Origin of the sequence: Burkholderia pyrrocinia (genome assembly GCF_001028665.1) — a bacterium.
GTDB lineage: Bacteria > Pseudomonadota > Gammaproteobacteria > Burkholderiales > Burkholderiaceae > Burkholderia > Burkholderia pyrrocinia.
Map to the genome: position 1 here is coordinate 818,398 of NZ_CP011504.1, position 14,074 is coordinate 832,471.

15 protein-coding genes are annotated in these 14,074 nt (G+C 65.7%); 7 read left to right on the top strand and 8 right to left on the bottom strand.

From position 1 onward, the window contains the following. Positions 1-56 precede the first annotated feature (56 nt). Complete coding sequence (locus ABD05_RS19905) at positions 57-584, bottom strand: Lrp/AsnC family transcriptional regulator (RefSeq protein WP_047901851.1); 528 nt, start codon at positions 582-584, stop codon at positions 57-59. Between the two features lie 149 nt (positions 585-733). Between ABD05_RS19905 and mdeB the strand changes: the two genes are divergently transcribed. Next, positions 734-3,466: an alpha-ketoglutarate dehydrogenase gene (gene mdeB, locus ABD05_RS19910; protein ID WP_047901852.1), complete on the top strand. Its 2,733-nt coding sequence runs from the start codon at positions 734-736 to the stop codon at positions 3,464-3,466. Between the two features lie 61 nt (positions 3,467-3,527). Here the strand turns inward: mdeB and ABD05_RS19915 are convergent, their stop codons facing one another. The 3 genes from ABD05_RS19915 to ABD05_RS19925 form a co-directional block, all read right to left on the bottom strand. Further along, positions 3,528-4,001, bottom strand: coding sequence for an RES family NAD+ phosphorylase (locus tag ABD05_RS19915; protein WP_047901853.1), 474 nt, complete (start codon positions 3,999-4,001; stop codon positions 3,528-3,530). Beyond that, complete coding sequence (gene parS / locus ABD05_RS19920; protein WP_238594173.1) at positions 3,998-4,501, bottom strand: type II RES/Xre toxin-antitoxin system antitoxin; 504 nt, start codon at positions 4,499-4,501, stop codon at positions 3,998-4,000. Before parS ends, ABD05_RS19915 begins: the two co-directional genes overlap by 4 nt. A 110-nt stretch (positions 4,502-4,611) precedes the next feature. Continuing rightward, entirely contained in the window at positions 4,612-5,112 is a 501-nt protein-coding gene (locus tag ABD05_RS19925; protein ID WP_047903668.1) for an Lrp/AsnC family transcriptional regulator, read from the bottom strand. Positions 5,113-5,309: 197 nt separating this feature from the next. Here ABD05_RS19925 and ABD05_RS19930 point away from each other — a divergent pair, with 197 nt between their 5' ends. After that, complete coding sequence (locus tag ABD05_RS19930; protein ID WP_047901855.1) at positions 5,310-6,326, top strand: 1-aminocyclopropane-1-carboxylate deaminase; 1,017 nt, start codon at positions 5,310-5,312, stop codon at positions 6,324-6,326. A 332-nt stretch (positions 6,327-6,658) separates the two neighbouring features. Here the strand turns inward: ABD05_RS19930 and ABD05_RS19935 are convergent, their stop codons facing one another. Further along, a complete protein-coding gene (locus tag ABD05_RS19935; RefSeq protein WP_047901856.1) occupies positions 6,659-7,486 on the bottom strand; it encodes a hypothetical protein in 828 nt (275 codons plus the stop codon). Positions 7,487-7,604: 118 nt separating this feature from the next. Then, positions 7,605-8,192: a tetratricopeptide repeat protein gene (locus ABD05_RS19940; protein WP_047901857.1), complete on the bottom strand. Its 588-nt coding sequence runs from the start codon at positions 8,190-8,192 to the stop codon at positions 7,605-7,607. A gap of 360 nt (positions 8,193-8,552) precedes the next feature. On the opposite strand from ABD05_RS19940, the gene ABD05_RS19945 reads away from it, so the two are divergent. The 3 genes from ABD05_RS19945 to atsR are packed head-to-tail and all read left to right on the top strand — an operon-like array spanning position 8,553 to position 11,784. Then, a complete protein-coding gene (locus ABD05_RS19945; RefSeq protein ID WP_047901858.1) occupies positions 8,553-9,425 on the top strand; it encodes a response regulator in 873 nt (290 codons plus the stop codon). A gap of 42 nt (positions 9,426-9,467) precedes the next feature. Next, complete coding sequence (locus ABD05_RS19950; protein WP_047901859.1) at positions 9,468-9,971, top strand: putative pterin-binding protein; 504 nt, start codon at positions 9,468-9,470, stop codon at positions 9,969-9,971. 1 nt (position 9,972) lies between these two features. Continuing rightward, on the top strand, positions 9,973-11,784 hold the full coding sequence (gene atsR / locus ABD05_RS19955) for a hybrid sensor histidine kinase/response regulator AtsR (protein ID WP_047901860.1): 1,812 nt from the start codon (positions 9,973-9,975) through the stop codon (positions 11,782-11,784). Between the two features lie 63 nt (positions 11,785-11,847). Here the strand turns inward: atsR and ABD05_RS19960 are convergent, their stop codons facing one another. Both ABD05_RS19960 and ABD05_RS19965 read right to left on the bottom strand, forming a co-directional pair. Then, the gene (locus ABD05_RS19960; RefSeq protein ID WP_047901861.1) at positions 11,848-12,279 is read right to left on the bottom strand and encodes a secondary thiamine-phosphate synthase enzyme YjbQ; all 432 of its coding nucleotides are present in this window, start codon (positions 12,277-12,279) and stop codon (positions 11,848-11,850) included. A 10-nt stretch (positions 12,280-12,289) separates the two neighbouring features. Continuing rightward, complete coding sequence (locus ABD05_RS19965) at positions 12,290-12,616, bottom strand: thioredoxin family protein (protein WP_047901862.1); 327 nt, start codon at positions 12,614-12,616, stop codon at positions 12,290-12,292. Between the two features lie 289 nt (positions 12,617-12,905). On the opposite strand from ABD05_RS19965, the gene ABD05_RS19970 reads away from it, so the two are divergent. Beyond that, entirely contained in the window at positions 12,906-13,616 is a 711-nt protein-coding gene (locus ABD05_RS19970) for a flavin reductase family protein (RefSeq protein ID WP_047901863.1), read from the top strand. A 52-nt stretch (positions 13,617-13,668) separates the two neighbouring features. Continuing rightward, on the top strand, positions 13,669-14,001 hold the full coding sequence (locus tag ABD05_RS19975; RefSeq protein ID WP_047901864.1) for a DUF2322 family protein: 333 nt from the start codon (positions 13,669-13,671) through the stop codon (positions 13,999-14,001). The last annotated feature ends 73 nt before the right edge of the window (positions 14,002-14,074 follow it).

The window sequence follows — 14,074 nt, forward strand, 5'->3', positions numbered from 1 at the left end:
GGTCATCGTTTCGTCGCCGTCGCGTCGGCGAACGGACCGGCCGGCAGGCGCCGCGCTCAGCTCCAGTCGGACGCCGACTCGTCCGGATCGACGAGCGTGAGCCCCGCCGCCGGCAGCGGCAGCGCGGTCTTGTAGCGCACCTGTTTCAGCGCGAAGCTCGACCGGATGTTCGACACGCCGGGAATCGTCGTCAGCCGCTCGATGATGAAACGCTCGAGCGTGCGCATGTCGGGCATCACGACGCGCAGCAGGTAGTCGGCGTCGCCCGACATCAGGTAGCACTCCATCACCTCGGGCCGCTGCGAGATCGCTTCCTCGAAACGCTGCAGCGCGTCCTCGACCTGCTTCTCGAGGCTGACCTGGATGAACACGTTGATCCGCAGCCCGAGCGGCTCGGGATCGAGCAGCGTGACCTGCTGCCGGAACAGCCCGAGCTTCTCCAGCGCGCGCACACGGTTGAAGCACGGCGTCGTCGACAGGTTCACCGCGCGCGCCAGTTCCGCGTTCGTGATCCGCGCGTTCTGCTGAAGCTGGTTCAGGATGCCGATGTCGATGCGGTCGAGCCGCTTGGGGGAGGTGCTCATGGTCTGAATATTCCTTTTCTCGCGACGATTCCAGAATATTTACACTATACAACGACAAATTCTGAATGAAATCAGACGCATATTCTGGGGATCGGCGCGTAGCATGAGTCCCATTGATGCGTGCCGCCGCCGGCGCGCGGGAGACTCTCATGACGGATCTGTCGAACGGTATCGAACACGCGCAGCGCGCGGCCCTCGCGCGCGTCGATGCGGACCCGGAAGAAACCGCCGAATGGCTCGAGGCGCTCGACGCGGTGGTCGCGCACGTCGGCCGCGACCGCGCGCAATACCTGTTCGACCGGCTCGCCGAGCATGCGCGCGCAACCGGCCTCGCGTCGCCGCGCACGCCCGTCACGCGCTACCTGAACACGATTCCGCTCGCCGAACAGCCGCCGTATCCGGGCGACCTCGACCTCGAGGAGCGGCTGTCGGCCGCGCTGCGCTGGAATGCGCTCGCGATGGTCGTGCGCGCGAACCGCGCTTACGGCGAGCTCGGCGGCCACATCGCGAGCTATGCGTCTGCGTCCGACCTGTTCGAGACCGGCTTCAACCACTTCTTCCGCGCGGCATCGCCCGCGGCCGGCGACGCGCCCGGCACGGCCGGCGGCGATCTCGTCTACTTCCAGCCGCATTCGTCGCCGGGCGTCTATGCGCGCGCGTATCTCGAAGGCTTCCTCACCGAGGATCACCTGAAGCATTACCGCCGCGAAATCGCCGGCCCGGGCCTGTGCTCGTATCCGCACCCGTGGCTGATGCCCGATTTCTGGCAGTTCCCGACCGGCTCGATGGGCATCGGCCCGATCAACGCGATCTACCAGGCGCGCTTCATGCGCTACCTGCAGCACCGCGGCCTCGCGAACACCGCGGGCCGCACCGTGTGGGGCTTCTTCGGCGACGGCGAGATGGACGAACCCGAATCGCTCGGCGCGCTGTCGCTCGCCGCGCGCGAGGGGCTCGACAACCTCGTGTTCGTGATCAACTGCAACCTGCAGCGGCTCGACGGCCCGGTGCGCGGCAACGGCCGCGTGATCGACGAACTCGAAGCGCAGTTCGCGGGCGCAGGCTGGAACACGATCAAGGTGTTGTGGGGCTCCGACTGGGATCCGCTGTTCGCGCGCGACCACGCGGGCGCACTCGCACGCGCATTCGCCAATACGGTCGACGGGCAGTTCCAGACCTTCTCCGCGAACGACGGCGCATACAACCGCGCGCGCTTCTTCAGCCAGGACCCTGCGCTCGAAGCGCTCGCCGCGCAGCTCACCGACGCGGAGATCGACCGCCTGCGCCGCGGCGGCCACGACGCGCGCAAGCTGCACGCCGCGTATGCGCGCGCGCTCGCGCACCGCGGCCAGCCGACCGTGATTCTCGCGAAGACGATGAAGGGGTACGGGATGGGCGCGGCCGGCCAGGGCCGGATGACGACCCATCAGCAGAAGAAACTCGACGTCGACGATCTGAAGGCGTTCCGCGACCGCTTCCGGTTGCCGCTGTCGGACAGCGACGTCGAACAGTTGAAGTTTTACAAGCCAGCGGAAGACAGCCCGGAGATGCGTTACCTGCATGCCCGCCGGGCTGCCCTGGGAGGCTATCTGCCCAGAAGGCGGATGGCGGCATCGAAGGGGCTGACCGTCCCTTCGATGCCGGCCTGGGGAGCGTTCGCGCTGGATGCGGCCGGCCGCGAGATGTCGACGACGATGGCGCTCGTGCGCATGCTCGCCGCGCTGATCAAGGATCGCGACATCGGCTCGCGCGTCGTGCCGATCGTCGCCGACGAAGCGCGCACGTTCGGCATGGCCAGCCTGTTCCGGCAGGTCGGCATCTATTCGCCGCTCGGCCAGCGCTACGAACCGGAAGACCTCGGTTCGATGCTCTACTACCGCGAGGACACGCGTGGCCAGATCCTCGAGGAAGGCATTTCGGAAGCGGGTGCGATCTCGTCGTGGATCGCCGCCGCGACGTCGTACAGCGTGCACGACCTGCCGATGCTGCCGTTCTACATCTACTACTCGATGTTCGGCTTCCAGCGCATCGGCGACCTGATCTGGGCCGCCGCCGACCAGCGCTCGCGCGGTTTCCTCATCGGCGCGACGTCCGGGCGCACGACGCTCGGCGGCGAGGGGTTGCAGCACCAGGACGGCAGCAGCCACCTCGCCGCGTCGACGATCCCGAACTGCCGCGCATACGATCCGGCGTTCGCGTACGAAGTCGCGACGATCGTCGATGCGGGCATGCGCGAGATGGTCGAGCAGCAGCGCGACGTGTTCTATTACGTGACCGTCATGAACGAGAACTACGCGCAGCCGTCGATGCCCGACGATGAACCGGCCGCGCGGCGCGAGGGCATCCTGAAGGGCATGCACCTGCTGCCGTCCGGTTCGAACGCAACGGCACGCGTGCAGTTGCTCGGCTCGGGCGCGATCCTCGGCGAAGTGCTCGCCGCGCAGCGGATGCTGAAGGACGACTGGGGCATCGACGCGGCTGTGTGGAGCGTCACGAGCTTCAGTGAACTGCAACGCGACGGGATGGAAGCCGAGCGGCGCACGCGGCTCGACGACGACGCGCACTCGACACCGTACGTCACCGCCGCGCTCACCACGACGCGCGGGCCCGTCGTCGCCGCAACCGACTACGTGCGCGCGGTGCCCGAACTGATCCGCGCATACGTGCCGCGCCGCTACGTGACGCTGGGCACCGACGGGTTCGGGCGCAGCGACACGCGCGACGCGCTGCGCGCGTTCTTCGAGGTCGACCGCGCGAGCATCGTGCTCGCCGCGCTGAAGGCGCTGGTGGATGACGGGGAACTCGATGCGACTATCGTGCGCGACGCGCGAGAGCGTCTTGGCAAGTCTGTGCAGCCAGGCGTCGCGCCATGGCAGCGCTGATCGGGCGACGCGACCACGCAGCAGCCAACGACGATTCGTCGATCAAAAAAAATACAACCGATTAGCCAAAGAGGCGAGGATCCAGCGCGAACGCTTCTTTGCTGATCACTTTCACACTCGACGCAAATTCCGCATGCAGCGGGTTCAGCAACAAGTTGAAGTCGGTCGGGCAAACGACTGACGGTACGCGCATCGCCAACGGCTCGCCCGCTTCCAGCCAGACCTGCCCGATCCGGGCGGTCGACTCCGGATCCCGCGACAGTACCGCCCAATCGTCCGGCAGGTCCGGCTGGTACGCGTTGTCATGGACGGTGTCGGGCACTTCCAGCGTCACCAAAAAAAATCCGCCAGCGGGAAGCAAGCCGGACATATGGACGAGCGCCTCGAGCAACGACGTCGACGCATGGCAGCAGGTGTACAGCACACGCATGCCGCGAGGATTCCAGCGGCCACCTGCGATCGCCGCGCCGTTCCCGCTCAGGTCGTCGGCCAGGTAGTGCCCCTTTCGTTCTTTCGCGAGACGATACAACCTCACGCGGCGACCCCGAACTGGGCACGATTCAGAATGTCGCGCACCCGGTCGTAGCCGGGCTGTACGTCGAGCACTTCGAGCGGCTTCAACCCGTCGAGTTCCGCGTTCGCCCGGCTCATCCACACCGCTGCGCGCTCGCGGTCTTCAAACAGATCGGTAGCGAGATCCAGCACATAGAGCACGCGCGCAACGCGATCGGACTCGCCTTGCGACAACCGGTCGTGTTTGGCGATTTTCCGCAGAATGGTCGAGCTGGGAAGGCTCAGCGCACTCAAGAGGGACTGAACCGGCACGCCGAGCAACTCGCGCGCGACGCGCTCGATGATGACCGCATCGAAACCCTCCGCGATCGCGCGTCGCTGCGACATCGGTGCCAACCGGCGAAAGGTGTCGAAATCGCCCTTGCCGGCTCCCAAACCGTTCGAGCCGCCCCCCGGCGTCGCGGCGCGGGGCGCGTCAGCCCGCTTGGCAGACTGACGGGCCGCAGGTGTGGTTGCTGTCATCGCGACTCCCAAATGGGTTAATTTGAATTCCCATTGTATACAACCAATCGAGAATTTTCAATCGACCAAATGGCATAGCCGTGATCGCCGGGAACCGCCGGCGCGCTCCGCTACACCGGCAACGCGTGCGTCGACAGGATCTCCTTGAGCACCATGAACGACCGCACCTGCCGCACGCCGGGCAGGTAGATCAGTTGTTCCGCATGCAGCCGGTTGAAGCTCTCGTTGTCGCGCGTGCGCACCAGCATGAAATAGTCGAATTCGCCGGTCACGACATGGCATTCGACACACCCCGACACCTTCTGCGCGGCCTTCTCGAACGCGGCGAACGCTTCCGGCGTCGAGCGGTCGAGCACGAAGCCGATCACGACGAGCATGCCGGCCCCGAGCGGCTTCGGGTCGAGCAGCGCGACGATCCCGCGAATCATCCCCATCTCCTTGAGCCGCTCGACGCGCCGCAGGCACGCCGGCGCGCTCAGCTTCACCTTCGCGGCGAGGCTCACGTTCGAGATCGACGCGTCCTGCTGAAGCTGCCTGAGGATCGCGCGATCGATGCGATCGAGCGCGGGCGCGGCATCGGCCGGCGCCGCCGGTCTTCCACTTAATTTCATTGCGTCTTCCTCGAATTTTTCGAACTCGAATTGCTTGATCAACACTCGATTCGTTATCAACGTAGGCCGACGATATTTATTTCGCAAGCTCATTTCTCGCATGCTTGCCTATCATTTTTCCATCGGGAGACGTCGTGCCGGCTCTTCCCGAGCGCACCGATGCACGCGCCAACCCGCCTTTCCGGAGACAAGATTCAATGAACCTGCAACGCTTCCCCCGTTATCCGCTGACGTTCGGCCCCACGCCCATCCAGCCGCTCAAGCGCCTGAGTGCGCACCTCGGCGGCAAGGTCGAGCTGTATGCGAAGCGCGAGGACTGCAACAGCGGCCTCGCATTCGGCGGCAACAAGACCCGCAAGCTCGAATACCTGATCCCCGACGCGCTCGCACAGGGCGCGGACACGCTCGTGTCGATCGGCGGCGTCCAGTCGAACCAGACGCGGCAGGTCGCGGCCGTCGCCGCGCATCTCGGGATGAAATGCGTGCTCGTGCAGGAGCACTGGGTCAACTATGAAGACCCCGTGTACGACCGGGTCGGCAATATCCAGCTGTCGCGGATGATGGGCGCCGACGTGCGGCTCGTTGCCGACGGCTTCGACATCGGCATCCGCCGTAGCTGGGAAGAAGCGATGGAGGGCGTGCGGCAGGCGGGCGGCAAGCCGTATCCGATTCCGGCCGGATGCTCCGAGCATCCGCTCGGCGGGCTCGGGTTCGTCGGCTTCGCCGAGGAAGTGCGGCAGCAGGAAGCCGAACTCGGCTTCAAGTTCGACTACATCGTCGTGTGCTCGGTGACGGGCAGCACGCAGGCGGGGATGGTCGTCGGCTTCGCGGCGGACGGGCGCGCGGATCGCGTGATCGGGATCGACGCATCCGCGACGCCGGAGAAGACGCATGCGCAGATCACGCGCATCGCGCGGCATACGGCTGAAATCGTCGAGCTCGGACGTCGCATCGACGAGCAGGACGTCGTGCTCGACACGCGCTACGCGGGCCCCGAATACGGGCTGCCGAACGACGGCACGCTCGAGGCGATTCGGCTGTGTGCACGGCTCGAGGGCGTGCTGACCGATCCGGTCTATGAAGGCAAGTCGATGCACGGGATGATCGACAAGGTGCGGCGCGGGGAATTCGAGCCGGGGTCGAAGGTGCTGTATGCGCACCTCGGTGGCGTGCCGGCGTTGAGCGCGTATGCGGAGATTTTCCGCAACGGGTAACGAGATTTCCGTCGGTAGTCGGCACGCGACGTTCCGGGACGCACGCGTAAACGAAACGCCGCCGGCAAGCCGGCGGCAAAAGATGCGTCCACGGATGACGTGGCGCATCTGAGGCACTCGATTCAGCGAGCGCGGGTCATTCAGCGGTGAATGACCCGCGCGACGCTGCCGCGCCAGAGGCGCCCGCTCAGTTCTGCGTGAGCGGATTCGGCGTCGCGCACAGGAAGCCCGTGCAGTTCGCCGGCTTGAAGTAGAGCAACACCATCACCGGCGCGGAAACGCCGCGCGCACGGACAGTCGCGAATCAGGAATCAGCCGCCGGCCCGGGGACGTCAGTTGACCTGCAACTGGCCACCGCGGCCAAGGCCGCCCTTGACGTCCTGCGCCTTGTAGCTGCGCAGCGCGACGACCATCTTGTTGTACGCGTCGATGAACGCAACGACCGTCGCCTTGCCTTCCGGCGTCGACGAGAAGCCGGCAAGCGCGCCGCCCACGCCGCCGCCGAAGCCGCCCAGCGCCGCGCCGTAGTTGGTCGCCGTCGAGCTGCCTTCCGACGCCGCGATCTGCACGGCCGAGCGCACGTCGAACAGCGTCAGCGTCACGACCGACGCCTTCGTCTGCAGATGGCCGGCCACCGCCGCCACCGCGCCGTTGCCGATCAGCCCGCCGATCATGCTGCCGATGCCGCCGATCGGCGAATCGTTGATGACGATCTGCGGTTCCATGTAGTAGTCGGCCGCCACACGCTGGCCCTTCTGCTGCTTCGAGCCCGCACGATATTCGCCCGAGCCGCGCTGCAGCTGCGTGATGCGCGACAGCCGCGCGTCGCTCTTCTGGTTGCCGATCGACGTGATCACGAAGCAGTTCGACTGCTGGACCGCCAGCCGCAGCAGCGGGTCGATCGTCGTCATCTTGGTCGCGCTGCCGAACGGGCCCCACCAGTCGGCGTTGCGGCCGTCGTCGACCGCGATCGTGCCGAGCGGCGACGCGCAGCGCTGCAGCCCCGAATCGGCGCCCGCGCTCGTGCCGCCTGCCGCGGCGCCCGTCACGCCGGCGTTCTGGCCGCCGGGCGTCACCACGCCGCCGCACCCCGCGACGGACGCGCAAAGCGCTGCGACCAGCGCACCTTGAGTAAGACGATGGGAAAGGATGGTCTTCATGTCGTTATCGATCGATAGAGTCGTTGTTCGGCTTATGTGTTCGTGCGAACTTCGTAAGCCCCCCGGGCATGGCGCGTTGGTGGTCTCCCCGCTGCCGCCCCCGTTGCTTCCGGCCGGGTCAGTAGTACCAGTACGTCTGATTCCAGACGCCGTAGTACGGATAGCCCGAGTACCAGTAGCCGTAATAGACGTCACGCCATTGCGTGCGCCATTTCCAGTCTTCTTCGTCTTCCTTCTTCGCCTTGCGCGCGAGCTCGAGCAGCTTCTTCGATTCCTTGTCGCCGCGGCTGGCCGCGATCGACAGCCACTTGTCCGCTTCGCGCGGATCGGAGCCCATCTCCTCGAGGCCGAACAGGTAGAAACTGCCGAGCGCCTTCTGCGCCTGCAAGTTGCCGCGCTCGGCGGCGTCGCGCATCCACTTGAGTGCCTGGTAGCTGTCCTGGCGCACGCCGTCGCCGCGGAAATAACGCAGGCCGAGATCGTAGGCCGCCTTCGGCTGGGCCTTCGCGGCCTGCTTCAGCGCGACGATGCGCGGGTCTTCGCGATCTTCCGCATCGTCCTTATTTGGGTAGGAGACCTGATCTTTAGGTCGATAGGAACAGCCGGTGTCGTCGCAGATCCGCACCGTGTTGCTGGTCACGGACGGGTCCTGCGCGCACGCGGCCAACAGCAACAGCAGCCCCGGTGCGAGTAAACGGCGGTACATTTTGGTACTTCCCTCAAGTTTTATTTGCGCCGCAATTCTTCGAGCTTTTCACCCCCGTGAGCTCGCACCCGGCTGCGCGCGGCGCAGCGGATAAAATCCGCCAACGCCGACACGCTATCCAAGGCTCTCTCAGGCTCTCTCTTCGAATCGTTCAGTCACTGCTTCATTGCTGCCGCTTTTTGCGGTACCGACTGTGGCCGGCACCGATCTCCAAACATGACGCGACAAACAATAGTGACGTGGTGAGCAATAATAATGGAGAAAAATGGCATGTCAAGGTCCTTCGCGTTTTCAAAGTTTGCGTGACGCGTCACTTTTGATATGCTCTCCCTCGCCAAAACCCCTGGAGACCCCATCGAGATGTCCAATAGCGAGCAGGCCAACGTCGATCTCATCACCGCCAACAAGGTGCGCGACCTACTGAACCGGAACGGCATCCCGCCGCGCAGTCACAACACGACGATCGCGAACGTGCTCGGCCTCAGTTTCTCGGTCGTCACGCGCAAGATGAAAGGCCTGATCCCGTGGAACCTGTCGCAGTTGCAGGACATCGCGACGCACTTCGGCGTGCCGCCCGCGATCCTGCTCGACGACAAAGGCACGCAGCCGGCCGCCGCCGAGATGGTCGACGCGACGCTCGTGATCGAGTCGCGGCGCTTTCGCTGCCGGGCCGCAATCTCGACGAAGGCCAGCAGCCAGATCGAAACGGATTTCGTCGCGCTGCAGTGGCAAGGCGAATGGCTTGTCACCGAGCGTCAGCACGCACGCGAGGGGCGCACGTATCCGGTCGACGTCATCGAACTGCGCTCGACCCAGCCGAACGTGTACGCGGCGCGGATCGCCGTGGTCGACGATTCGCGGGACGTCGCCGAAACGGTATGTGAATACTTCATCGAAAAAGGCGTGAACGCGATCCCGTACTTCGACGGCGCCGCGTTCCGCAAGGCGCTGGAAGTCGAGGATTTCGACGGCTACATCCTCGACTGGATGCTCGGCGACGAGACCGCCGCCGATCTCGTGCGCGGCATCCGTTCGAGCGAGAACAGCGGCGCGCCGATCTTCCTGCTGACCGGCAAGATCTCGACCGGGGAAGCCAGCGAAGACGAAATCGCGCACATCGTGTCGCACTACAACGCGCGCTGCGAGGAAAAGCCGGTGCGCCTGCCGATCCTGTTCGCCGAAGTGGCACGCGAACTGAAGATCGCGCTGCCGGCCGTGGCCGCCGCGAGCTGAGACCACAACGAGACATCACAACGACACGAGCGAGGGCAAGACATGCGAGTTGCGACCATCTGGACCAAGAGCCTGCTGTCGGCCTGCCTGCTCGGCATGGCTGCCGCGGCCTGGGCCGCTTCGTCGTTTACGTTCACCGTCGACGGCAAGATCGACAAGAGCAACCAGCAGGGCAAGACGGCGTACGTGTTTTCCGAGCAGGCGCTGATGGCGCTGCCGCAGCACACGATAGTCACGTCGACGAGCTGGACGCCGAAGGCGACCTTCACCGGCCCGCGCCTGTCCGACGTGCTGAAGGCCGTCGGCGCGCACGGCACGCAGATCGAATTCCGCTGTATCGACGAATACACGTTCACGATCCCCGTGTCCGACGCCGACCGATACGGCGTGATCCTCGCGCGAACGATGAACGGCAAGGTGCTCGGCAACGACAACTACGGCCCGCTGTGGATCATGTATCCGCGCGACCAGTATCCCGACGAGCTGAAGACGCCGCTCGGCGAAGCCAAGTTCGCGTGGCAGATCATCGGCCTGACCGTGAAGTGAAATGACGCGGCGGCGGCGGAAAAACAGAAAAATCATCCTGGTCCTCGGGTCGCTGTGGATCATGGGATTCGCCGCGTGGGCGTTCCTGCTGTGGGATCTGCTTGCGACATCGGTCAACGAGGGCGTGCTCGAAGGGCCGCGCGAAGGCGTGTTCTGGACGGCCGCGCAATACCGGAACGTCTATACGCGGTTCGATCGGCAACTGATCCTCTACGCGACGCACGAGGACGACGACTTCGATCACGTGCAAATGCAGCTCGACAGCCTGTCGGTGTCGTTCGGGTTCCTCCAGCGGCCGTCCGAGGTATCCAGATACTGGCTGCGCATTCCGCGCGCGCGCAACGAGATCGACGCGCTCGGTGAATTCATGACGCGCCTGAAGCGCGACGTGCCGTTGCTGCGCGGTGCGCCGAAGCGCGCGCAGCAGGTGATCGACGAGGTCAATGCGTACTGGCCGAAGGTCAACGGCCTCGCGAACTACTTCCGCGCAATCGAGATGGCGCAGCGCGATTTCACGTTCCATCAGCTGAAGGAAAAGCAGCGCGCGATCCTGATCCTCGGCATCGTGCTCGGCGTGATCCTGTGCGCACTGTTCCTGCTGCTGTTCTATACGATGCGCACGCGCGACGACCTGCTCGAACGGCAGAACGCGGCGCTCGACGCGGAGCGCAAGGCGTCGGATCGCGCGTTCGAGATGATCGAGGCGAAGAACGCGTTCCTCGGGATGGTCAGCCACGAGCTGCGCACGCCGCTGCAGGCGATCTGCGGGTCGATCGAGATCCTGCTCGCGCGTCCGCAGTCCGACGCGAACCTGAAAACGATCCGGCGGCTGCAGAATTCCGCGCTGTCGCTCGAAGCGCTCGTCAAGGACCTCACCGACTACATCAAGCTGCGCTCGACGAAGCGCCTCGCCGAACTGGAAACGGTCGGCATGGCGTCGCTGCTCGCCGAAGTCATCGAGCCGCTGCGCGAGAAGATCGAGGCCAAGCAGATCGCGGTCACGCAGCAGGTCGCGCCGCACGATCTCGCGATCCGCTCGGACCGCAAGCTGTTGCGACAGGTGCTGTCGAACCTGATCGAGAATTCCGTCAAGTACACGCTCGGCGGGTCGATCAAGGTATCGATCACACTCGCCGACGCGCCGGCCGGCCAGCAATTGAAGCTCGCCGTGCGCGACACGGGCGCCGGCATCGCGAAGCAGCATCTGCCGAAGATTTTCGAGCCGTTCTATCGCGCGAACGACGCGGTCGGGCTGCACGTGGACGGGATCGGCATGGGGCTCGCCGTCGTGCGCGAAATCGTCACGACGCTGCGCGGGCATGTGGAAGTGCGCAGCGTGGTCGGCGAAGGCAGCGAATTCGTCGTGACGCTGCCCGTCGAAGTGCCCGACTTCGTCGAGGCCGCCGGCGAAGCGCCCGCGTTGTCGGCGGCCGCCGCGTATCGCGACCGGCGCGCGCTGGTCGTCGACGACAACGACAACGCGCGCGAAACGCTTGGCGCGATGCTGTCGGCGCTCGGCATCGACGCCGATCTGTGCGGCACCGGCCAGGAAGGCGTCGCACGCTTCGGCACGGGCCGCTACAACATCGTGGTGCTCGATCTCGAACTGCCGGACCTGAGCGGCTTCGAGGTCGCGCGGCGCATGCGCGCCGTCGCGCAGCCGGACGACGACGGTCGGCATCCGGCGATCCTCGGCGTCAGCGCCTATGAATCGGTAGCTCTGCATGAGAACAAGCAGGTGTTCGACGAGTTCCTGCCGAAGCCCGTGCACCTGCGCGAACTCGGCGCCCTTGTCGAAAAGCTGCTCGGCTGAATCGGTGCGCCACGTGCAAACGCGCACGGCATCGCGCGCCAGCGCTGCGTCACGCGTTCGCGCTCACGTTCCCGTCCATTCGCCGATCAAATGCAGCACGATGTCGCGCCGATGCGCGCCGCGTCGATGCTCGAACAGGTAGATCCCCTGCCAGGTGCCGAGCACCATGCGTCCATGCTCGACCGGAATCGACAACTGCACCTGCGTGAGCGCCGTGCGCAGATGCGCCGGCATGTCGTCGGAGCCTTCGGTGTCGTGTTCGTAGCGCGTGTCGTCTTCCGGCGCGAGCGTCGCGAAGTAGCGTTCGAGATCGCGCCGCACCGATGGATCCGCGTTCTCCTGGATCAGCAGCGATGCCGACGTATGCCGGCAGAACACGGTGAGCAGGCCCGTGCGGATCGACTGCTGGTCGACGAAAGCGCGCACCTGCGACGTGAATTCGACGAGGCCGCTGCCGTGTGTGTCGACGGCGATGTGTGTGATGGCCTGTTGCATGGCGATGACCTCAGGCCAACGCGGCGAAGCCGTCGGCTTCGATCTGCTGCGCATCGGCGGGGCGCACGACGCGCGCGACTTCGACGCCATCGCGCAGGAATACCAGCGTCGGCCACAGCTTCACGCGGAACGAGCGGCCGAGCGGGCGGCCCGGCCCGTCCTCGATCTTCAGGTGGCGCACGGCGGGATGCGCGGCGAACGACGCCACGATCGCAGGTTGCGCGCCCGCGCAGATGCCGCACCAGTTCGCGCCGAATTCGATGACAGTCGCGCCGGCGAGTGCGTCGACTTCCGCGCGCGTGGGCGCTTCTTCGGAATAGCGTTGCGGGGTATGCATCGGGGCCCTCGTGTGGAATGCTGGAACGTGACCGCGTCGGGTCGGCGGGTGCGGTCGGCGATGTCTTACTGTAGCGGAAAAGCCGGCACGATGCCGGCGCGTGCGGACGCGGGAAACCGGCCGCCGCAACGGCCCGCCGCCTTCCGGGCACCACCTGCGCATGACGCGCAATTCCCGTTCCTCCATCGCGTCGCCGCCCTCCGGATGACACGACAAGAATCGGAGCGCCGCGCGGCCGCGACGGGATCAGCATGCGGACTGATCCCTCAACGAAACGAAGGCTCCGACCATGAACGCTCCGCATCGCGTCACCGAACCGAACATCCTCTATTTCGGCACGCCCGTCGTGCTGGTCAGCACGCTGAACGAGGACGGCACAGCAAATCTTGCGCCGATCTCGTCCGCGTTCTGGCTCGGCTGGCGCGGCGTGATCGGCATCGCCGCCAGTTCGCAGACCACCCGCAACCTGCTGCGCACCGGCGAATGCGTGCTGAACCTGCCGTCGCCGGCGCAAGCGCCCGCGGTCGACCGGATCGCGCGCACGACCGGCACGTATCCGGTGCCCGACGGCAAGCGCGCGAGGGGCTACGTGTACGAACCCGACAAGTTCGGTACGGCCGGGCTCACCGAGGCGGCATCGCAAACCGTGTCGCCGCCGCGGGCGCTCGAATGCCCGATTCACCTGGAAGCGGTCGTCGCGGCCACGCACGGCCTCGCCGATGAAACACCCGACCTGCGCGGGAAGATCACGCTGTTCGAGGTCCGCATCCAGCGCGTGCACGTGCATCCGGACCTGCTGATGGACGCGTATCCGGATCGCATCGACCCGGACAAATGGTCGCCGCTGATAATGAGCTTTCAGAAGTTCTACGGCCTGGAGCCGCAGCAGGTGCACGCGTCGCGGCTTGCAGAGATTCCCGAGCGCGCGTATCGCAGCCCCGACATCGAGCGCTCGCGCGACGCGGCCGCGCTGGCCGGTGCACCGAGGCCGATCGGATAAGATACGGCCGGCCCCCTCATTGGCCCAGGACCGAACCGACGGAGTGTTTTCAGTGATTCAAGCTACCGCAGTATTCAAGGACAACCTCGCACAATTGCCGACCATCGACGGCATCGCGCGCATCGATCTCGTCGGCGCGAACGGCGACGTGGTCGCCAGCATCGAGAACCAGCCCGGCAAGCAAGGTTCGCTCGCGGTGTACAACTACCTGAAGCAGGCATTCGGCGCGCTCGACGCAAAGGCTGCCGAGCATGGCCTCGCGGTATTCGCGGAACACACCGCCGACGCACGCAACCGCCCCGGCGCGCACCCGAACGTCGATCGCCTGCTCGCAATCGTCGCCGGCGGCGAAGCGCTGCGCATCGACGTCGTCGCGAAGGGCTGAGCAACAGGCGGGACAATGATGCCGTCCATGCGTGCATGGCACGCTCATGCGTCTCTTCGATGGACACCACTGC